Source organism: Anaerolineales bacterium, assembly GCA_019637805.1.
Taxonomy (GTDB): Bacteria; Chloroflexota; Anaerolineae; order Anaerolineales; family UBA11579; genus JAMCZK01.
This window is the reverse complement of sequence record JAHBVB010000001.1, coordinates 949,009-968,853: the sequence shown is the minus strand read 5'-3', so window position 1 is coordinate 968,853 and position 19,845 is coordinate 949,009. Positions and strand designations below refer to the sequence as shown.

Here is a 19,845-nt window from a genome sequence, read left to right as displayed (position 1 = left end):
TTAAGGAACCGCAAAATTGATCTGGTTCTCGCGGAAGATCAATTCGTGTTTATCCCCGTTGGTGATGCTAAAGCTGCCGTTGCGCGGACCTTTGCCGCCAATCCAAGCGCGGTAAGTGTAGGTCCCTTCCGGGACAATAATGGTCATCGTGCGGGTGAAAGTGTACTCCTGGTACACCGGTGTAAGCAATTGCAGTCGAATTTCGTCATCGGTGTGATTGACCAGCACCAACGGCGCATTTTGGTCATCCTTGTTCGCCTGGGCGGAGGCCAGCTGAGATGGCTCCATAAAGCCGAAGGGCGTCACGGTATTAAAGGCCACCGGGGGCACGGTGGCGCTTTCGGTCAGTGTCGGCTCGGCCGTTTCGCTGGGAGCGCTGGTGGGGGAAGGCTCCGGTGTGTTACTGGGGGCCGTGGTCGCGGTGGGGATGGCGGCTTCCGTCTCCAGCCAGCTGGCCGCCAGGGCCTGGGCGCTGGCGTGCAGTTCCGCTTCGCTCGGCCCCGAGGGGGCACAAGCGCTGAGTAACAAGGCACAAAGAACAATGGCTGGCAATTTCATGTAGAAGAAAGACCTTTCAAGGTACAAACGCAAAGCGATTTTACCTGTTCTGGCTGTGCGCTCGCCGGCCCGCGTTGCGATACAGTAAAATCGCCCGTATGTTCGAACTTTCTGCCGGGCTGAACGCCCAGCAACAGCAAGCGCTCACCGCCGGTCTGGGGCCGGTTTTGGTGCTGGCCGGCCCCGGCTCCGGCAAGACGCGCGTGCTGACCCACCGCATCGCCTACCTGATCCGTGAGCTGCGCGTGCCGCCGCACCATATTCTGGCGGTGACCTTCACCAACAAAGCCGCCCGCGAAATGGCCGAGCGCGTGGAACGTGTGCTGGGGGAGCGGCCGCGCGGCCTGAGCCTGGGAACCTTCCACTCCATCTGCGCCCGGCTGCTGCGCACCGAAGCGGAGGCGCTGCCTTTTAACCAAAACTTTGTGATCTACGACAGCGACGACCAACAAGGCCTGGTGCGAAACGCCCTGAAAGAATTGAACATCGACCCCAAGATGCACACGCCCCACAGTGTGCACAACCGCATTTCGCAGGCCAAGAATGAACTGCAGCTGCCTGAGGACATGCCGGTTAACAATTACCGCGACGAGGTCGTGGTGCGGGTCTACCAGCGCTACCAGCAAATGCTGCTGGCCAGCAACGCGTTGGACTTTGACGACCTGCTGCTGTGGACGGCGCGCCTATTGCAAGACAATCTTGAGGTGCGCAACAAATACGCCCAGCGTTTCCAACATGTGCTGGTGGACGAATTCCAGGACACCAACCAGGCCCAGTATTCGCTGCTCAAACACCTGGCTTCATTTCACAATAACATCTACGTGGTAGGCGACACCGACCAGTCAATTTATCGCTGGCGCGGCGCCGATTACCGCAATGTGCTGCGCTTCGAAAAAGACTACCCGGACGCGCAAGTGATCCTGCTGGAACAGAACTACCGCTCCACCCAGCGCATTCTAGACGCCGCCATGGCAGTGATCGACCGCAATCCGCACCGCACGCGCAAACAGCTGTTCAGCGACCGCGGGGCTGGCGAAAAGATCCGCATTCACATGACGCTCAACGAACAGGAAAGCGGCCGCTACATTGTCGAACAGATCGCCATGGCCGTGCGCGCAGGCGCCAGCTTGGGCGACTTCGCCGTGATGTACCGGGTCAATGCTCAGTCGCGCCTGATCGAAGAAGCTTTCCTGCATGCCAACCTGCCCTACAAGCTGGTCGGCGCCCAGCGCTTTTACGGCCGTCGTGAGGTCAAAGACGTGCTGTGTTATCTGCGCCTGGCGATCAATCCAGACGATGAGGCCAGCCTCAACCGCGTGATCAATGTGCCCGCCCGGCGGATTGGCCTCAAGTCTCAGGCGGCTTTGCGCAACCTGGCCATTCAGGAAAAGACCACCCCCGGCCGCATGCTCATGCGCCTGGGCGAAACGTCAGACGACCCGCTCTTCGGCGTCATCCCCAACCTGGCGCGCCAGGCCATGGCCCCGCTGGGGCGCCGCCTGGCGGCCTGGCACGCCATGGCGGGCGAGGCCGAGCCGATGAAGCTTATGGACCGCATCCTGGCCGATATTGACTATCACGGTTACCTGCTGGCTGACGCAGGCGAAGAGGAAGGCCAGGACCGCTGGGACAACGTCCAGGAAATGCGCCGCCTGGCGGCCGAGTACAGCGGGCGCACCATTTCGGATTTCCTCGAGAATATCGCCCTGGTCTCGGACCAGGACACCATTGACGAAAACGCCGAAGTGCCGACCCTACTGACTTTGCACGCAGCCAAGGGGCTGGAATTCCCGGTAGTCTTCATCGCCGGGCTGGATGACGGCATGCTGCCGCACTCGCGTTCCTTTGATGACCCCGAAGAGATGGCCGAGGAGCGCCGGCTATTCTATGTAGGCATCACCCGCGCCGAAGACCACCTGATCTTGATGCACAACGCCTACCGCAACAGCTTTGGCTACTCCGAGGCCGTGGAGCCGTCCCGCTTTTTGGATGACCTGCCCGCCGAACTGGTGGAAGGCGGCAACCGCGCCCGCCTGGAGCATGCCTTCCGGCCAGACCGCTGGGAACGACCCAGCAGCCCCAAGGCCAATATCCTGCAGCCGCAGTACCGCCCGGGCATGAACGTGCGCCACGCCACCTGGGGCGACGGCCTGGTGCTCAACAGCCGCATCCAGGACGATGATGAAGTCGTGGATATCTTTTTCGAAGGCGTGGGCCTCAAAAAAGTCCTGGCGGCCTTCGCCAACCTGGAAACTGTCGAAAAGACCGAGGACTAGCACATGAAAATGTTCGTCACTGGGGGAGCGGGCTATATTGGCTCAGCCGTCGCCGCCGAGCTGCTGGCGCAGGGCCATCAGGTGACCGTGTTCGACTCGCTGGCTACTGGCCACCGCGCCGCAGTGCCAGCTGGGGCCAGCTTTATCCAAGGCGACCTGCTGGATGCCCCCGCGCTGAAGGCTGCTCTGCACAGCGCCGGTTATGACGGCATTTTGCATTTCGCCGCATTTATTGAAGCCGGCGAAAGCATGCAAAACCCCGGCAAATATTTCCGCAACAATCTGCAAGGCACGCTGGAGCTGGTCGAGGCGGCTCAGCAGGCAGGCATTCCGCGCTTGGTCTTCTCTTCCAGCGCGGCGGTGTACCGCACCAGTGATGCGCCACTGAGTGAGGACGCCCCTCTGGGGCCGGAGAACACCTACGGACAAACCAAGCTGATGAGCGAAGAAGTGCTACAGCGCTACCATCAGATCCACGGGCTGCGCTACGCGGCCTTGCGCTACTTCAACGCCTGCGGCGCGCTGCCCGGTCGCGGCGAAGCGCACCAGCCCGAAAGCCACCTGATCCCACTGATGCTGCAGGTGGCCCAGGGCCGGCGTGAGCACATCGCCATCTATGGCAACGACTACCCCACGCCGGACGGCACCTGCATCCGCGATTACATTCATCTCAGCGACCTGGTGTCGGCCCATGTGCTGGCCCTGGGCGCTCTGGAAACCCAGGGCCAGCTGGTCTACAACCTGGGCAGCGGGCAAGGGTATTCGATCCTGCAGGTGCTGGAAAGTGCCCGGCGCATTACAGGCCACCCCATCCCAGCGCTGGATGCGCCGCGCCGGCCCGGCGATCCGGCGCGGCTGGTGGCCTCGCCGGCCAAAATTCAGCGCGAACTGGGCTGGCAGCCCGAGCACTCCAACCTGGACGAGATCATCGCCAGCGCCTGGGAATGGCAGCAGGAGCCGGGCTATCCGGGCGCCGCATGAAGATCTACTTCGCCTGCGCCATCATGGGCGGGCGCGGCGACGAAGCCGCCTACCAGCAGCTGGTGGACGCCCTGCTGGCCGACGGGCATGAGGTGCCCACGGCGATGAATGCCGGACCGGGTTGGCAGGTCATGGAAAATTCGCCCGACCCTACGGAGGTATACCGCCGTGACACCGTCTGGATCGACCAGAGCCAGGTGATGGTGGCCGAGGTAAGCACACCCTCGCACGGCGTGGGCTATGAGATCAGCTATGCACTCGAGCGCGGCAAGCCCGTGCTGTGCCTCTACCAGCGTGAGCGCAAGGTCTCCAAAATGCTCAGCGGCAACACCCTGCCGGGCATTCAAGTGCGTGCTTATGGGGATGTGCAAGAAGCCATAGAGCTGATGCGCCAGTTCCTGGCCGCCCAATAGTTATTGGCGGTTGGCTACCGGCAGCACTACGGTAAACACCGAGCCTTTGCCCGGCTGAGAATCCACCCAAATCCGGCCTCCGTGGTTGTCCACCACGGTCTTGACGATCGCCAGGCCCAGCCCGGTACCCGGCAAATCCGCCTGGATGTTGCTGGCCCGGTAGAACTTGTCGAAAATGCGGCCTTGCTCCTCCAGTGGAATGCCAGGGCCGTTGTCGGCCACCTGCAAGATCACCTGATTGTCCTTTTCGCGCAGGGTGGCGCGCACGCGGCCGCCGGCCGGCGTGTACTTCAGGGCGTTGCCCAGTAGGTTGTCGGCCAGCTGGTGCAGCTGGGTGCGGCTGCCCACTACGGCGGGCAGGCCGGGCGCCGCTTGAACTTCGATCGTCATCCCTTTGTCTTGGGCGGCGGATTGCGTATCGCGCGCCACGTTGGCCAACACCTGGTTCATGTCCACCGCGGCGTGCTCGTCCAGGTCGGCCACTTCCACACGGCTGAGCTTGAGCAGATCATCGATCAGGCCCGTGGTGGCATGCACACTGGCTTTAACGCGCTGGATGAAGTCCGACTGCTGGGGATTGACCTCGCCCGAGCGTTCGATCAGCTCGACATAGCCCAAAATGGCGGTCAGCGGGGAACGCAGATCATGAGACACCGTGTTGACGAAGTCACCTTTGAGCTTGTCCAACTCTTTGAAATGGCTGACATCGTGCAAGCTCAGCACCCGGCCCACGCCGGGCAGGTCTGCCAGGCGCAGGTGGAAGACGCGCCCCTGGGAGTTTTCCACTTCGTAGCGTTCCAGCGGCTCAGCGGCGGCCAGCGCCTCGGCAAAGCCGGGCAGGTTGAGCACCTGGCCCACCGGGTGACCGGTCAGGTCGCCCTCCCCCAGATCGAAGGTGTGGCGCAGGGCCTGGTTGACCATCAGTATCCGGCCTTGCTGGTCCAGCAGCATCAGGCCGTCGTTGGCCTGGCTGAGGATGGTTTCCATCTCCGAGGCGCGGCGGCTGAGTGCGCCGGTCTCTCGGCGCAGCCAGCGGTTCCACTGCTGGCGCTGCTGCTCGGCCTGCTGCAGGGCCGCCTGCACCTGGGCCGTCTGCAAAGGCAGGCTGAGTACATCGCTAACCCCGGCTTGCAGGGCGCGGCGCAGCAGCTCCGGCGTCGGGTGGGCGGCAGCCAGCAAGACCGGCACGTTGGGGTGTTCGGCGCGCAGGTGCGCCAGCGCGCTGAGGCCGTCGCCGGCCAGGCCGGCATCAATCAGCAGGACATCTGGGCGCGTATTGGCTTGAAATGCCGAAGAGATCGAAACATCATCCCCCAGAAAAACAACCGAGACCCCCAATGGCGCAAAAATCTCACTGGCCGCTTGCTGGGCAAGCGCCATATCTTTGATTGCCAGGAGAAGTCGTTGAGCCACAGTCCCGCGAATCATAGCATGGCTTGGCTGTTAGAGTTGTATTAAACCTGCGCCCGGGCGATTGACTCCCCCCTGAGGCGACATACAATAATTTTGTTGCGTTCCTATGGACTATAAAGACTATTACCAAATTCTGGGAGTGGAACGGGGCGCCAACCAGGATGAAATCAAGAAGGCCTACCGCAAACTGGCTTTGCAATATCATCCCGACCACAATCCCAACGACAAGACCGCTGAGGACAAGTTCAAAGACATCAATGAGGCCTATCAGGTGCTCAGCGATGCAGACAAACGCGCCCATTACGACCGGCTGGGCAGCGAATACAGCCAATGGCAGCGCCAGGGCGCGCCAGCTGGCGGCTTCGACTGGAGCCAATGGCGCAGCGGCGGCCCGGGCGGCGTGCATGTAGAGTACGGCAACGCCGAAGACTTGTTCGGCGGCGGCTTTTCCGACTTTTTCCAGCAGATCTTCGGAGGCATGGGCGGCTTTGCGGGCGGCGGTACCCGCCGCGGCGCTGCCCGCCGGCCGGCCGCTTATGAACAGCCGGTCAGCGTCAGCTTGGAAGAGGCCTATCGCGGCGCCAGCCGCCTGCTGCAGCTGGACGGCAAGCGCCTGGAAGTGAAAATTCCGGCCGGCGCCAAGACCGGCACCAAAGTGCGCATGGCCGGGGTTGGCCCAGCCCAAAGCGATATTTACCTGGTGGTGGACGTAGCGGCAGACCCGCGCTTCACGCGCCAGGGCAATCACCTGTACACAGATGTGGACACCGACCTGTATACTGCCGTATTGGGCGGTGAGGTGCGGGTGCCCACCCTGGACGGCGCAGTACTGCTCAAAGTGCCCGCCGGTTCGCAGCCCGGGCAGGCCATTCGCCTCAAAGGCAAGGGCATGCCGCAGATGCGCGGCAAAGAGCGCGGCGACTTGTTCGCCCGGCTCAAAGTGCACCTGCCCAAGAACCTCAGCGCCGAGCAGCGTGAGCTGTTTGAACGGCTTGCCGAGAGCAAGAAGTAATCACCCAGAAAGGACACGATTGTCCATGAAGAAGACTGTTCGCCCCATCCTGTTGCTGCTCGGCCTGCTGGTGCTCACCAGCCTGGCCTGCCGGCTGCCGATCAGCGAGCTGAGCGCCCTGCTCCCGCAGTCAGGCGCGCCGGCTGCCGAAGCCGAGGCGCCCAGCCTGCTGGCCACGGCCGCCATCCCCGTATCGATTGAAATGCTGGACCAACAAGAAGCGCTGGTCTCGCTCTATCAGGCGGTCAGCCCGGGCGTGGTGTCGATCGCCACCTTGTCCGACCTGGGCAGCGGCCAGGGCTCCGGGTTCGTCTACGACACCCAGGGCCATATCGTCACCAACTATCACGTTATCCAAGGCGCCTCCTACCTGGAGGTGGCCTTCCCCAGCGGCCTGAAAGCTGTGGGGCGCGTGATTGGCGAAGACCGCGACTCCGACCTGGCGGTGATCAAGGTGGATGTGGATGCCGCCGAACTGCACCCGCTGGCGGTGGGCGATTCGGATGCGTTGCTGGTCGGCCAGTCCGTGATCGCGATCGGCAATCCCTTTGGCCTGCAGGGCAGCATGAGCACCGGCATCGTCTCCAGCCTGGGACGCTCCATGGAATCGATGAACCAGGCCGCGGAGGGCGGCGTGTACAGCGCCGGCGACCTGATCCAAACCGACGCGGCCATCAACCCCGGCAATTCCGGCGGCCCGCTGCTGAACCTGCAGGGCGAGGTGGTGGGCATTAACCGCGCCATCCGCACCTACAGCTCAACGCAGGACGGCAGCGCGCTCAACTCCGGCATTGGCTTCGCCATCTCCAGCAGCATCGTCAAGCGCGTGGTGCCCAGCCTGATCAGCCAGGGACACTTTGACTATCCCTACCTGGGGATTAGCAGCAACTCCAGCCTGACGCTGGCCGAAGCCGAGCAGCTGGGCATCAACCGCACCGACGGCTCTCTGATCGCCCGGGTCACTCCCGGCGGCCCGGCCGCCGAAGCGGGCGTGCAGGCCGGCGACTTCATCATCGCCATCGATGGCCTCAGCATTAAGAGCTTTGATGACTTGATCTCTTATCTCTTCCGCCAAAAGAGCCCGGGCGAAACCGTGACGCTCACGGTGCTGCGCTCCGGCGCAGAATTGGAGATCGACCTGGTGCTGGGCAGCCGCCCCCGCCAATAAGCCTCTGCGCAAAAACAAAAGCCGCTCAAATTGAGCGGCTTTTTTGTTAGTCCTCGCCCGCCGGCGGGGCGGCCTGGCCGTAGTCCAGCACCTCCCGGTGCTGGGCCCCGGTCTTGGCCGGGCCGATGATGCCGCGCGCCTCCATCTGCTCGATGATACGCGCCGAGCGCGTGTAGCCGATGCCCATACGGCGCTGCAGCATGGAAATCGAAGCCCGCCCGCGGCGGCGCACCAGGTCCACGGCTTCGACAAACAGTGGGTCCTGGTCGGCCTCTTCCTGGATCTGTTCGATCTCTTCCCAGATGGGGATCTGCTTCAGCGGCGCACCCTGCACCGGGGCCTCGCTCACCTGCGGGGCGCCCTGCGGCGTTTGCGAAGCGGGCGCACTGCCGGCAAAGGCGCGCCAATGGTTGACGATACGCAGGATCTCGCTCTCGGCCAAATAGACGCCTTGCAAGCGCACCGGGGCGGGGGCATCGGGCGGCTGGAAGAGCATGTCGCCGCGGCCCAGCAGGCGGTCTGCGCCGGGCTGGTCCAAGATCACGCGGCTGTCCGTGCTGGAGGCGACGGCAAAGGCGATGCGCGCCGGAAAGTTGGCCTTGATCAGCCCGGTGACCACATCCACTGAGGGACGCTGGGTGGAAAGGATCAGATGCATGCCGGTGGCCCGCGCCAACTGGGCCATGCGCGCCAGCAGGCGCTCAGTCTGGTCGGGAGCCACCATCATCAGGTCGGCCAGCTCGTCGATCACCAGCACCATGTAAGGCAGCTTCTCGCCGCCTTGTTCCGCCATGCGGGCGTTGTAGTCTTTGATGTGGCGGGCGCCGATCTTGGCGAAGGCCTGGTAGCGCTTGTCCATCTCCGCCGTGGCCCACTGCAGTACACCGACCACACGGTCCAGTTCCACCACCACGGGGAAACGCAAGTGCGGGATGCCGTTGTAGCCGGTCAGTTCGACGCGCTTGGGGTCGACCATGATCAGGCGCAGTGTCTCCGGCGTATTGTTGAGCAGCAGGCAGCAGATCAGAGCGTTGACGCACACCGACTTGCCTGAGCCGGTGGCGCCCGCCACCAGCAGGTGCGGCATGCCGGCCAAGTCGGCGGCCACCGCCTGGCCGGCCACGTCCTGCCCCAGGGCGAAGCGCAGCGGAGAGCTCATGCGCTGGAAGGCGTCGCTCTCCATCACATCGCGCATCGCCACCGTAGCGACCTGCTCATTGGGCACCTCGATGCCCACATAGCCTTTGCCCGGCACAGGGGCCTGGATGCGGATGCGCGAGGCGGCCAGGGCCAGGGCCAGGTCGTCCGCCAGGGCGGCGATCTTGCCCACGCGCACGCGCGTGCGCCCGCCGCGCGTCTCCACGAATTCGGGTTCCACGCCAAACTGGGTAATGGTCGGGCCACGGTGGATCTCCACCACGCGGGCCGGGGCGCCAAATGAGCGCAATGTCTCTTCAATATTGGCGGCGCGCTCCGTGTCCAGGTTGGCGTTGTAGCTCAGCTTATCGCCGGGGTCGAGCATGTCTGCCAGGGTGGGCAGGACCCAAACCGGCTGCTCACCCTTGTCTTCCAGCACATCCGGCGCCTCGGCAAATTCATCTGCAGGTTCCGCCGGCCCACCGGGTGGGCCCATCAACGGCTCTGGGATGCCTTCCTCGGCAGCCAACGGTTCCAGGGGATCTGGCGCATAGCCCAACTCAGGCGCGTAGTCGGCGTAGGCTGCACCGCCTGCCCGGCGTTCGGCGCGGCGCGCCTGGCGGGCCTGCCAGGCTTGCAGGGCATCTTCCAATAAATTGAATAATGAGACTTCAAAGGTCAGCGACAAGGCGATCAGCAAGCCCGCCAGGGCCGCCACCCACAGGCCCACTTCGCCCAGCCCGTTGGCCAGCCAGCCGGTCAGCGCCGCGCCCAGCCGCCCGCCTGCGGCGCTCAGCGCCTGCAGCCAGACCAGCGTGGTGAAGAAGAGCAGGGCCGCCCCCAGCAGCCGGCGGGCGCGCAACGGCGGAATGCGCTCAAAACGGCGCAGCACCAGCCAAACACCCAGCAGCACCAGGCCGCCCAGGAAGACATACAGGCCCCAGCCCAGCAGCTGCCGCCAAAAATCCAGCCAGGCCGCGCCAAACCCGCCCGGCTCAACGGTCAGATCCAGCAGCAGGGTCAGGCCGCCGAACAAGGTCAGCAGGATGCCCAGGGCGTCCAGCTTACGGTCTGGCGAAATGCGGTACCAAAATTCCAAAAGAGCCGTGAACAAGTCTGGGCTGGAAGCGCTGTTGCGCTTCTTGCGCGGAGTGCTTTTGCGTTTTGCCATGACGCGCGAGTATAGCATTTGAGGAAAGAGGCAGCCGTGAACAGGGAACAGTTCTTGGTGTAGCGAGCCAGGTGCGACGCTTTTTGCGGGGATTTCAAGCTTCTCGCCATTCCCCAGTACAATATTCAGCCAACTTAACACGAGGTTCCTTTGTTCGAATTCGTTTTCCTGGGTACGTCCGCTTCAGCGCCTTCCGTGCATCGCGGCCTTTCGGCCCACGTCATCAAACACAACGAGATGCGCTTTCTGGTCGACTGCGGCGAAGGCACTCAGCGCCAGATCTTGCGTTCCGGCCTGGGTTTCAAGCGCCTCAACCACATCCTGGTGACCCACGGCCATCTCGACCATATTCTGGGGCTGGCCGGGCTGTTCTCCACCTTCACCCGCTGGGAAACCCTGGAAGATATTGAGATCATGGCAGGCAAGTGGACCCTGGAGCGCATTGACGCACTGCTCTACGGCGTGCGCGTAATCCCCAAGGGCAAGGGGCCGGTGAACGTCAGCCTGCGCGCCGTGCAGCCGGGCGTGATCTTCGAGGGCGACGACTTCGAGGTGCGCGCCTTTGCCGTCAGCCACCGCGGGCCGGACTGCCTGGGCTTCGTCTTTGAGGAGCACGCCCGCCGCCCCTTTCTGCCGGAAAAGGCCGAAACGCTGGGCGTGCCGCCCGGCCCGCTGCGCCGCGAGCTGGTCAACGGCCGGGCGGTGACGCTGGAGAACGGCACTGTCGTGCAGCCCGATGATGTACTGGGCGATGAGGTCAAGGGCGCCAAGCTGGTACACATTGGGGACACCGGCCGCACCGACGATATTTTGGAGCACTGCCGGGATGCGGATGCCCTGGTGATCGAAGCCACGTATCTGGAGGAAGAGCGCGAGATGGCCCGCGAATTCGCCCACCTGACCGCCCGCCAGTCCGCCGAGCTGGCGCGCGACGCCGGCGTGGGCAAGCTGCTGCTGACCCATATTTCGCGGCGCTACCGCGAGAGCGATGTATTGGCCGAGGCGCAGGCGGTCTTCCCCAATACGCATGTGGCGCGTGACTTTGACGCCTTTCAAATCAAGCGCGGGGAAGTCGTGAAAATAGACAACTAGCCCAGCACATCCCTCAACCACATGCGATAACAAATTAAAACAAAGGTGGCCGAGACTTCGGCCACCTTTGTTCCGTCGTATGACGTGCCCTACATCGCCCCGATGATCAAACCCATCACCGCAAAGACCACCGTGTTGTACCCAGCGTTGATCAACCATAGCTTGAACGGCTTGCCCTCGAACATATAGTTGACGCCAAAGGCTAACGCCACCCAGCCAAGGCCGACGGTGAGGCCATAGCTCAGCCCGGTCATCGCATCGGCGCCGGTGCCTATGTACGAGGCGAGAACGAAAGCCATGATGATCTCGAGGAGCAGTGAGCCGGCCAACAAGCGGCCCAGGTTCGGGGTCTCGCTGGTGCTAGCCTTGCCGGAACCCTTACTGCCCATGCCGATCAATTCCTGCCAGGGCTTGGCAAAAATGACCGTGTACCAAAGAAAACCTACAAAAAAAGCCGCCAGTGCGGCCAAGCCCACTGCTAGATAGTTCACTTCCATCATTTTGCTGCTCCTTAGCGATTCTCACAAAGATTTGTGCCTGCAGTATAGACTTGAATCAGGTATTACGCAAGTAAATACTTGCGTAACGTGCCACCTTTAATCTTTGACACTCTCTTACCGGCGAGATATACTCGCCATCAATTGAATAAGCATTGCCCAAGGCAATGCACTCATCCAGAGAGGTGGAGGCACATACACACACCTTCAGGATAGTCAAATAAAAGGCCCGCAAATGCGGGCCTTTTTGCTTTCCATATTACCGCCGACGAGCGTGTCGAGCTCGAAACCCAGGCGGCTGCCGCCGGCCTGTCGCTCAGCGACTACGCCCGCTCTAGGCTCTTCGATCGCTGAACCACACCCCACAAGCAAAAGCCCCCGGCGCTCGCCGGGGGCTTTGTGTTTCCATGGCAACGCTGCTTGCCATGCCTCGCTTGGTCAGCTAGGAAAGGTTTCTGCTGGCCAGCGGCGGAATGCGATCGAACAATTTGCGCAGCAGGTACTCGTAGATCAGGTGCGCCGTGGCCACATAGCCCGTCACCAGACCCACCAGGGCGCCCAACCAGCCCAGCACCGCCGCGGCAAAGTCAAAGTCCAGGCCCGACCAGGCCGGCAGCACCGGCAGGCTCAGCGCCGACCAGGCCGCCGCCAAAGCGAGGGCGCTCACCGCCGCCACCGCTCGGATGGCGCCCTCGCCCTGGATCGGCCGGCCGAGCTTGGCCGCCACCCAACGCAGCGCCTGCACCACGAAGGGCAGGGCCGCCAGCACATGGCCCATCGCCCGCAATTGCTCCTGTGAAAAATCCATCTCATCCACTCCTCGCGCCGAGGAAGGGTTTATCGTTTTCGGCCGCCCGGCCGCACCGCCTTCAGCTGGGCCTGCAGGTATTCCAGGTTGGCCTCTTGGCGCTGCACCATCGCCACCAGGCCGCCGCGCGGGTCCCCGTTGCCATTCAAGGTCTTGGCGATCTTGGCCACGTCGCTGCGGATCTCGGCGATATCGTCCCGCAGCCCGGCCTGGGCGCCGTCCCCCTCCGGGCCGGCCCGCCGCCTGACCATGTGGCCGATCATCTGGTTGAGCGCCGCGGTCAGGATCGACACGGCCCCCACCAGCGCCGCCAGCACCTCCGTATTCACACCCTCCAAGCCATCACCTCCTCTCCATCGCCCAGGGCCTACTCCAGCATGCGCGCCGGCTGCCGGCGGAAGATGCCGTATTGGTTGAACAGCTTCTTCTGCGCCCAGGTCAGCCCGCCCCCGGTGCTGGGGGTTTCGGCTTCCACGGGCAGCGGCTCGGGCGCGTCGAAATCGGCCCGCATCTGCTCGGCGGTGCCGTTGTACACATTCAGGTCCACGCTGTACGACCCAGCCACTCCATACGCAGCTCCCTCACCAGTGCCAGGGACTTCCCAACCCGCTTTGTCGCGGTAGTCGCCGCCGTACTGCCAAATGCAGTGGCCCTTAGTCCACTGGGTTATGGCCGCCCCCGGCCCAAGGGCGTAGTTGTAGTAGTAGCTGCGCTCAAACCAGCGGGCGATCCACATGCCGATGCTTGGGTCGCTGATCCACTTGGCCCCGCGGGCGATCATCGACATATACTCGCCGTGGCTGGTGTAGATCACCGGCTTATACCCACGCTGCACCAGCGCATCGTAAAAGGCCTTGAGCTCCTTGTCTGTGCTGGCGTCCAGCTTGTTGTTGATGTACTCGTAGTCGATCGCCAGCAGTTTGCTCAGGCGCTTGCCCTGGGTAGCGCGCAAGAAATTGTCCAGCTGTGCCCGCCACGGGATGCCACTGCGGTAGTAATGGTAGGCGCCAACCAGCAGGCCAGCCGCATCACAAACCGCCAGATGCTCGTCGAATTTCGGGTCCAGCCAGGTGCTGCCCTCGCTGGCCTTCAAGATCACAAAATCCACCGGCCGCACAGTTGGGTCGTAGCCCGGCTGCCAGCGGCTCAGGTCAATGCCCTGCGCAAAATCATTCCGTACTGCCATTGTTCTCACCTCATTGGTTGGTTGCGGCTGCGCCACCTTGCGCAGCCATTTCATCTCGATCCACGCCTGGCCGTTGCGCGAAAACATCGGGTAGATCACCCCCCGGTCCAGGATCGCATTGCCCAGCTCGACCTTGCCGGCTTTGCCATCCTCCAGCACGCGGATGCTCCTGACCGGCCTGTTGTACAGCCAGGGGTGCGTCGAGGGCGGAGGCCAGGGGCCTTTCATCGCCAGCGTCTCGATGCGCGCCCAGCCGTTTTTGATTTCGAGCACATTGACCACATTGCCGATCGTGGTGATCGGCTCGCCCACCGGCGGCTGCGGCCACGGCCCATCCGGAGGGATGTAGTACCTGACGTTCGCCTGCCGTTTGGCCGGCAGGTAAAACGCATTCGGCCCTTGATTAAAAGGCCCGCCAGCGATCCACAGGATTTCTTCATACGCTGCCCGGTCGGGTTGCAGCGACTCCAAATAGCGCAGCATTTCGGCGCTGAATTTGATCGGCTCTTTGGTGCCGTTGGGCTTGCTCAGGTACTGCACCACGGCCGGGTAAAAGCTGGCCCGGGCGCCCGGCGCCTGCTTCTGCGCCCAGGCATTGCTGGCATGGATCTCGCCCGGTGGCAGCACCACCTCATGCAAATTCAAGGTCGTCATGGTCTCTCCTCCTAAAACACCATCAACATATTGCTGCGGGTGTAACTGACTATCAACTGCGGGCGGTGGTCTACGGCCGCGTAGGCGTAACTGCGGATAGCGAACTGCGTGCCCGAGGACTGACCGCCAGCCGGCTGGGTGAGAGCAGTCTGTGCCAGGTCCGCAGAGTTCGCCAAGCCGAATTCCATAACTCCCCCCCGGTTAAACCAAGTCAAGGGAACGTCGTTAGCGCCCAGGCGCGGGGTGCCAACCGACGAATCATTTGTCGCCCCCATCGCGATGCCGTTGGCGGCAGTCTGCGACAAAATCTGAGCAAACTCCCCGCCAGCGCCACTGTAGGCAAACCCACCGGCCATCACTAACGACGTGGCTGGGTTGCTCAAGGTGAACCCGTTCAAAAGATGCGGCGTGAACAGGAACTGGACCCGCAGAATGGACGATGTGGCCAGCTGCGGGGCATCCGCCGCGTCAAAAACCAGGATGTGCCGCTGGCAGTACTCCTCCAGCGTACAACACGACCCCATCCGGGCCGTGCCCAGGTAGCTGCTATCAGAGCCACCGGCAATACCGGTGGCCGCATTGCGCGCCGCTGCCAATCCAGTCGCCCAGTTGGCATCGGCCTGACCATTCAGCCGCGAACGCGACCCGGACGTCGCAAAAAGCGTGACCGTCTCAATCATCTATGGGTCCCAGGTCACGGCCACGCAGCGCCACACAGACAGCGTCTCGCTATAGATAAACCCGAACAGCATCTGTTTGCCGGCAATCGTAGCCGTCAGCAACGGGGCCTGCACCGTGCTGATAAACCCCGTCCCCCAGTTGATCGTCTGCGACCCACCATTGTCCTTGATCCACACCAGCAACTTTTGCCCGTCTGTCGGGGTGCCACCCAAGTTGCTGGTCATATTGGTGATACCGGTGGCCAGCGCAGTGATCTGGTGCTGGTCGCAAAGGTCGGTGTTGATGGTTGGCGTGGCCGAGCTGACCTCATAGGTCACCCGCGGCGTGTTCTTCACCAGGTTCTCGTAGGCAATTCGTTTGACTTTGCCTGTCGGGGCCTCGCTGGTGTCGCTCACGTCCAGGATCACCGCCTGGTCCCCCACCGCAGCGACTTCCAGCTCATCCAGCCCGCTGATCGGGTTGCTGGCGATCTCGTCTGTCATTCGACCTCCGGGGCCACTTCGGGGAACAGGGTGCATTCCAGCAGGCGCCGCCCAACCTGTTTCAGGCGTTTGCCATTGATGAAAAAGTCTGCATCCACCGACAAGCTCTCGCTCAGGTGAATGCGGTCGCCCGGCTCCAGCTCCAGCGCCGCCAGCAAATGATCTTCATCAAAATTGGCGTTGAAGCTAAACCAGCCCACCTGCAAACGCGTGCGATTGAGCACCGGGAAGATCAGCTCCAACCGCGCCCGGGCATTCGCCTCCTGGTCCTCATAGGGCATCTCCAGCGTCATTTCGCTGTCGTTCACCGGGCTGTCCACCCCCTTCTCGATGGACGCCGGCTCAAAGAAACGGACACCAAAGCCCTTGATGGGAAAACTGTTGACAAAACCCGGGTTGGTCGAATCGCTGTTGTGAAACGGCACCTCGGCCGAGGTTGCCCCCGGCCGCACGATCACCGTCAGGTTGCCGTGCATGTCGTCGCTCTCGCCGTCATCCGTGCTGCCAAACGTATAGTCCCCGCTGTCCGGCAGGGTGATCACATCCATGCCGGCGATGCGCACACTAGTGCTATCCGGGTCCACATAATTGGCCGTGATCACCACCGTCTCGCCCGGCGGCACCTCGATCGGTCGGCTCACGCTCCACAACGTCTCTAGCTCAGTGCTGACTTTGCGCGGGTAAAAGGTGGCCACCACCCGGTCGACCGCATCCGCACTGCTCCAGCGCGGGTCCAGCCCTGTGACGCGTGTAAAATTAAATTTGACCTCGGTGTCTGCGATACGATCTTCCAGCGATTGGTTGAAGATCAGCGCCCCATGCGGACCGCTTTTCACCAGAATGTAGTCCAGGACCGTCGCCGCAATTTTCTGCAGTTCGCTGGTCGCCGTCGCCTTCTTCCGTGTGGCGGTGTCAAACCCGTAGGCCAGCACGGTCTCATTGGCAAACTCAGTGGGTGGCCGCCGGCGCAGCCCGTCCGCCAAAATTTGGTACAGCTCCCCGGCGGTCTTGCCCACCGCCAGCGCATTCAGGTTGGCCCGCGTAAATTCGCTGAAACGGCGCATCACGCCCTCCACGCGTACCGCCACAGACCGCTCTCCATACTCACCAGGCGCCGGCGCCAGGCTGACGATGTCGCCCAGCCCGAAATAGTAGCGTTTGCCCTGGTAGGTCACCCGCATCCGTGCCTGGCTGTTGCGCCCAAACCCCGGCCAGGCATCTGGGTGCTCCGGCGTATACCAGGCCTGGGTTTTCCGGGCATTGAAGGCGCTGTTGTCCAGCTTGAAACTGCCGGACCCGCTGCCGGCCAATCGGCCCAGCGGGTCGTGGTCGGTCTTGCCCCACTCGAAACTGGGCGGTGGGTCGCTGCGTACATCGGCGGTCACATCCACAAACCCGGGCTGGTCCAGGGTAATGCCCTCTGGCGGGATGTCCTCGAAATCCAGGAACCGCTCAGCCTGCGTGGGGTCGTCTATAAGTCCCCACCATATGTCGTCTAAATAAATATGGTCATTCAGGGCCGTATCAGAAAACAGTTTGCCAAACCGCGCAATAGATATTGATCTGGTGTCATTGTCTGCGTTGGTCACCTGATATTTCAGCACGTCGTTTTCATAAAATTGATACCCCCCGTTATTTGACCCATCGGAGATTTGGCAAACGAGTTTATATTCCGCCCCATCCACCAGCGTTATCCATGCCCCCTGAGGGAAATCGCCTGCATCATTGCGATATCCGGCTGCGATCCGGTACGGAACTGAGACCGTGTTGAGAATCAAGAAAAAGTTTCCAGCGCTATCCGGTGTTCCAATCTGAAGGGGCTGCAGATTCCCGTACCCCACATCCAGCTCGCTAGTGTTTATCTTTATTGCGGCAACCAGCAGTGCGGGAGTATCGGGTATATCCAAAATACCGGCGCGGACCGCGGTAGTGGAAATCGGCCCCACCTTCATCGAATTCTTCCCCCCCAACTTCCCAGACGCGTCAACCGACAGTCCCGTGCCCGTCAGAGAGTCAAACAAATTCTCCAGCAGCGGAGGGCCGCTCTCGGTGGTGAGCGGCCGCCCCAGCTCATCAGTCAACCAAGCCCCCATCCCAGTCACCTCGTAGCCGATCTCGTCCGGCGCTACATATCCCATCTACATCACCTGCGCCACGCCATCCCGGATCGCAGCCGGGAGGTCGTATTTGGTCATTTGGGTGTCCATCATCTGCTGCAAGATGGCTACAATTTTCAAGTTGCTTTTTTCCACGGCCGCATTGCTGGCCGTAATCTGGGCCGAGAATTCCTGGAAGCCGGCCTGGTACGACCCCGCCATCGCCCCCGAAACATCCGCCGCCGCGGCCGCGGCCTGCTCCAACACCATCGCTGCCGGCACCGCTTGCCCACCCGCGCTCACCGCCGCCGGGCGAGAAGCCGCCCGGGTCGGGCGCGTCACCGCGCTGGGCGCAATGTTGCCCACCGTGCCAAAAGCAGACGTGTTGCCAGGCTTGGTCACGTACTGGTTGCCGTCCAGCAAGTACCCGCCGCCGGCAAATCCCGCCTGGGGCGAGACGCCCATGCGCTTCAAGGCTTCCCAGGCCCGGTTGTCGATCACCTCCCACAGGCCCAGCTGGGGGTTCCACCACAAGCCCTCGGTGCCTTGCTCACCCACCTCATACAGTCCCACCCGCGGGTCCACCGGGCCGCCGCTGGCCCGCTGGTCGTACGACTTTCCATCTGCCTTGATCCCGGCATTACCCTTAGGAGTCCAGGACCCGCTGGCCGCTCCGGTAACCCCCACACCCACCAGGCTGGCGATCCAGGTGGCCCCCGTCGCCACAATATTGACCGTCGCCGAGACCTCTTTCATATGGATCAGGTCCAACCCGGCCTGCAGGTCGGTCACCAGTTGGCTCGCATCACCCAGCTCCACGCCCAGCGTGTTGGCAATGTTGGCCGCCGCCTCGCCGGCGTCGATCTTGCCCATCTCCACCTGCAGGTTCTGCGCCTCGGCGTACACCGAGCCAAACATCTCCCGGGCCTGTTGGTCGCTGATTTTGCCGGCCTCCCAGGCCGCCGCCACTTGCTCGCCGATTCCCTGCAATTCCAGGCCGCCGGCCATCTTCCATTCCAGGTCGCCCATCCAGCCGGCCACCTTATCGCCAAATTTCGGGTCGATCGCGTCCAAGGACTGCTGGATCCCGCCGGCCAGCGCCGCCCCGATCTCCTGGCCCGCCTCCGCCGCGCCGCCCACATCGCCCGCCAGCCCCTTCCAGCGCTGCATGTCCGTCATCCAGGCCTGCTGGCTGCCCCCCGCCGCCGTGATGCCGGCCCCCAGCTTGTGGTAGGCCTCGGCGCCTAGCTCGGCGTACAGCTGGTGCGCCTGCAACAGCTCCGCCCCGGTCAGCATCAGACCGTTGACATCGTACAGGGTCTGCACATAGCCGCTGCCATAGATCGGCGTGGCGCCCATCGCCTGCATCGCACGCGTCAGGTCGTTAATGTTCTCCAGACCGCTGGCGGCCACATCGATCACTGGCTCAGCCCACTCGCCCAGCTGCATCAGGAAATTTGTCCAGGCCGTGCCGGCCTGGGCTTCCAGCCGCAAAAAGCTGCCCAGGGTGCTGTCTGCCGCATGCCCCACCTTCAGCACCTGCTCTTCGGCCTGCTGCAGGAAGGCCTCGGTGAAGGCCGCTTCCACATCCAACCCGCTCGCCTTCAGCTTCTTCAACTTGTCGTCGAAGCCGTCCAGGCCTACGCCCAGCTGATCGAAACGCATCCGGCTCTGGTTGGCCAGGGTCAGCACCAGCTGGTTCTGGTTCATGTTCAGCGCGCTGCTGACCTTCGCCAGCCGCACCGCCTGCTCCTCGTCTTTGGCCAGGCCCAAGCCGATCAGATCGCTCACCGAGGCCCACATCTGCGCATCGCTGATCATGCCCCGCAGCTGTGGCCGCAGCTTGGCCTCCAGCGCCTCCCCGGTCGAGCCGATGCTCAGCGCCAGCCGGTCAAAGCGCTGTTTGTCATGTTCGGCCTGGGCGCCCTCTTTCGAGAGGTCGTAGGCCTTCTTGGTGGCCAGCGCCACCGCCCCGATCGCCAGGCTGCCCTGCGTGGCGCGCGTGATCATGCCAGCCAGATCTTTATCGATCTTCTGGATCTCCCCGGCGGTGTTGTTCACCGCCTGGAAAATAAGCCGGATCTGGGGATCACTCATGCGCGCACACTACTCCAACAAACCCAATTCTCGGGCGGCCAGCGCCGCCTCTTCCAGCACCCGCGCCGCCGCCGGGTGCTCCTGGTTCCACTGTGCCCAACCGCCCGGGGTCTTCTGCTGCGC

17 protein-coding genes are annotated in these 19,845 nt (G+C 62.9%); 6 read left to right on the top strand and 11 right to left on the bottom strand.

Going from position 1 to position 19,845, the window contains the following annotated elements; translation table 11 throughout:
- On the bottom strand, window positions 1-558 hold the full coding sequence (locus KF885_04745) for a hypothetical protein (protein MBX3048462.1): 558 nt from the start codon (window positions 556-558) through the stop codon (window positions 1-3).
- 98 nt (window positions 559-656) lie between these two features.
- Between KF885_04745 and KF885_04740 the strand changes: the two genes are divergently transcribed.
- Genes KF885_04740 through KF885_04730 form a run of 3 tightly spaced genes read left to right on the top strand, consistent with a single transcriptional unit; the run spans window position 657 to window position 4,228 of the window.
- Window positions 657-2,834 carry a UvrD-helicase domain-containing protein gene (locus KF885_04740; protein MBX3048461.1) on the top strand — a complete coding sequence of 726 codons (2,178 nt, stop codon included), beginning with the start codon at window positions 657-659 and terminating at the stop codon, window positions 2,832-2,834.
- Between the two features lie 3 nt (window positions 2,835-2,837).
- Window positions 2,838-3,815 carry a UDP-glucose 4-epimerase GalE gene (gene galE, locus KF885_04735; GenBank protein ID MBX3048460.1) on the top strand — a complete coding sequence of 326 codons (978 nt, stop codon included), beginning with the start codon at window positions 2,838-2,840 and terminating at the stop codon, window positions 3,813-3,815.
- A complete protein-coding gene (locus KF885_04730; protein MBX3048459.1) occupies window positions 3,812-4,228 on the top strand; it encodes a nucleoside 2-deoxyribosyltransferase in 417 nt (138 codons plus the stop codon). The genes galE and KF885_04730 overlap by 4 nt, the downstream gene beginning before the upstream one ends.
- Here the strand turns inward: KF885_04730 and KF885_04725 are convergent, their stop codons facing one another.
- A complete protein-coding gene (locus KF885_04725) occupies window positions 4,229-5,641 on the bottom strand; it encodes a response regulator (protein ID MBX3048458.1) in 1,413 nt (470 codons plus the stop codon).
- A 106-nt stretch (window positions 5,642-5,747) separates the two neighbouring features.
- Here KF885_04725 and KF885_04720 point away from each other — a divergent pair, with 106 nt between their 5' ends.
- Together KF885_04720 and KF885_04715 are read left to right on the top strand one after the other, a co-directional pair.
- Window positions 5,748-6,653 carry a J domain-containing protein gene (locus KF885_04720; GenBank protein MBX3048457.1) on the top strand — a complete coding sequence of 302 codons (906 nt, stop codon included), beginning with the start codon at window positions 5,748-5,750 and terminating at the stop codon, window positions 6,651-6,653.
- 25 nt (window positions 6,654-6,678) lie between these two features.
- Window positions 6,679-7,821: a trypsin-like peptidase domain-containing protein gene (locus tag KF885_04715; protein ID MBX3048456.1), complete on the top strand. Its 1,143-nt coding sequence runs from the start codon at window positions 6,679-6,681 to the stop codon at window positions 7,819-7,821.
- A 46-nt stretch (window positions 7,822-7,867) separates the two neighbouring features.
- Here the strand turns inward: KF885_04715 and KF885_04710 are convergent, their stop codons facing one another.
- Window positions 7,868-10,129 carry a DNA translocase FtsK gene (locus KF885_04710; protein ID MBX3048455.1) on the bottom strand — a complete coding sequence of 754 codons (2,262 nt, stop codon included), beginning with the start codon at window positions 10,127-10,129 and terminating at the stop codon, window positions 7,868-7,870.
- A 150-nt stretch (window positions 10,130-10,279) separates the two neighbouring features.
- Here KF885_04710 and KF885_04705 point away from each other — a divergent pair, with 150 nt between their 5' ends.
- Window positions 10,280-11,221, top strand: coding sequence for a ribonuclease Z (locus KF885_04705; protein ID MBX3048454.1), 942 nt, complete (start codon window positions 10,280-10,282; stop codon window positions 11,219-11,221).
- A gap of 89 nt (window positions 11,222-11,310) precedes the next feature.
- Here the strand turns inward: KF885_04705 and KF885_04700 are convergent, their stop codons facing one another.
- The 8 genes from KF885_04700 to KF885_04665 form a co-directional block, all read right to left on the bottom strand.
- Window positions 11,311-11,721, bottom strand: coding sequence for a DUF1761 domain-containing protein (locus KF885_04700; GenBank protein ID MBX3048453.1), 411 nt, complete (start codon window positions 11,719-11,721; stop codon window positions 11,311-11,313).
- Between the two features lie 439 nt (window positions 11,722-12,160).
- Complete coding sequence (locus KF885_04695) at window positions 12,161-12,526, bottom strand: hypothetical protein (GenBank protein ID MBX3048452.1); 366 nt, start codon at window positions 12,524-12,526, stop codon at window positions 12,161-12,163.
- 29 nt (window positions 12,527-12,555) lie between these two features.
- Window positions 12,556-12,864, bottom strand: coding sequence for a hypothetical protein (locus KF885_04690; GenBank protein MBX3048451.1), 309 nt, complete (start codon window positions 12,862-12,864; stop codon window positions 12,556-12,558).
- 29 nt (window positions 12,865-12,893) lie between these two features.
- On the bottom strand, window positions 12,894-14,366 hold the full coding sequence (locus KF885_04685; GenBank protein MBX3048450.1) for a glycoside hydrolase family 25 protein: 1,473 nt from the start codon (window positions 14,364-14,366) through the stop codon (window positions 12,894-12,896).
- Between the two features lie 11 nt (window positions 14,367-14,377).
- Window positions 14,378-15,046 (bottom strand): hypothetical protein, encoded by a 669-nt coding sequence (locus tag KF885_04680; protein ID MBX3048449.1) that lies wholly within the window; start codon window positions 15,044-15,046, stop codon window positions 14,378-14,380.
- Window positions 15,047-15,529, bottom strand: coding sequence for a hypothetical protein (locus KF885_04675; protein ID MBX3048448.1), 483 nt, complete (start codon window positions 15,527-15,529; stop codon window positions 15,047-15,049).
- Window positions 15,526-17,133, bottom strand: a complete 1,608-nt coding sequence (locus tag KF885_04670; GenBank protein ID MBX3048447.1) for a hypothetical protein — start codon at window positions 17,131-17,133, stop codon at window positions 15,526-15,528. Before KF885_04670 ends, KF885_04675 begins: the two co-directional genes overlap by 4 nt.
- Window positions 17,134-17,667: 534 nt before the next feature.
- On the bottom strand, window positions 17,668-19,722 hold the full coding sequence (locus KF885_04665) for a hypothetical protein (protein ID MBX3048446.1): 2,055 nt from the start codon (window positions 19,720-19,722) through the stop codon (window positions 17,668-17,670).
- Between the last annotated feature and the right edge of the window lie 123 nt (window positions 19,723-19,845).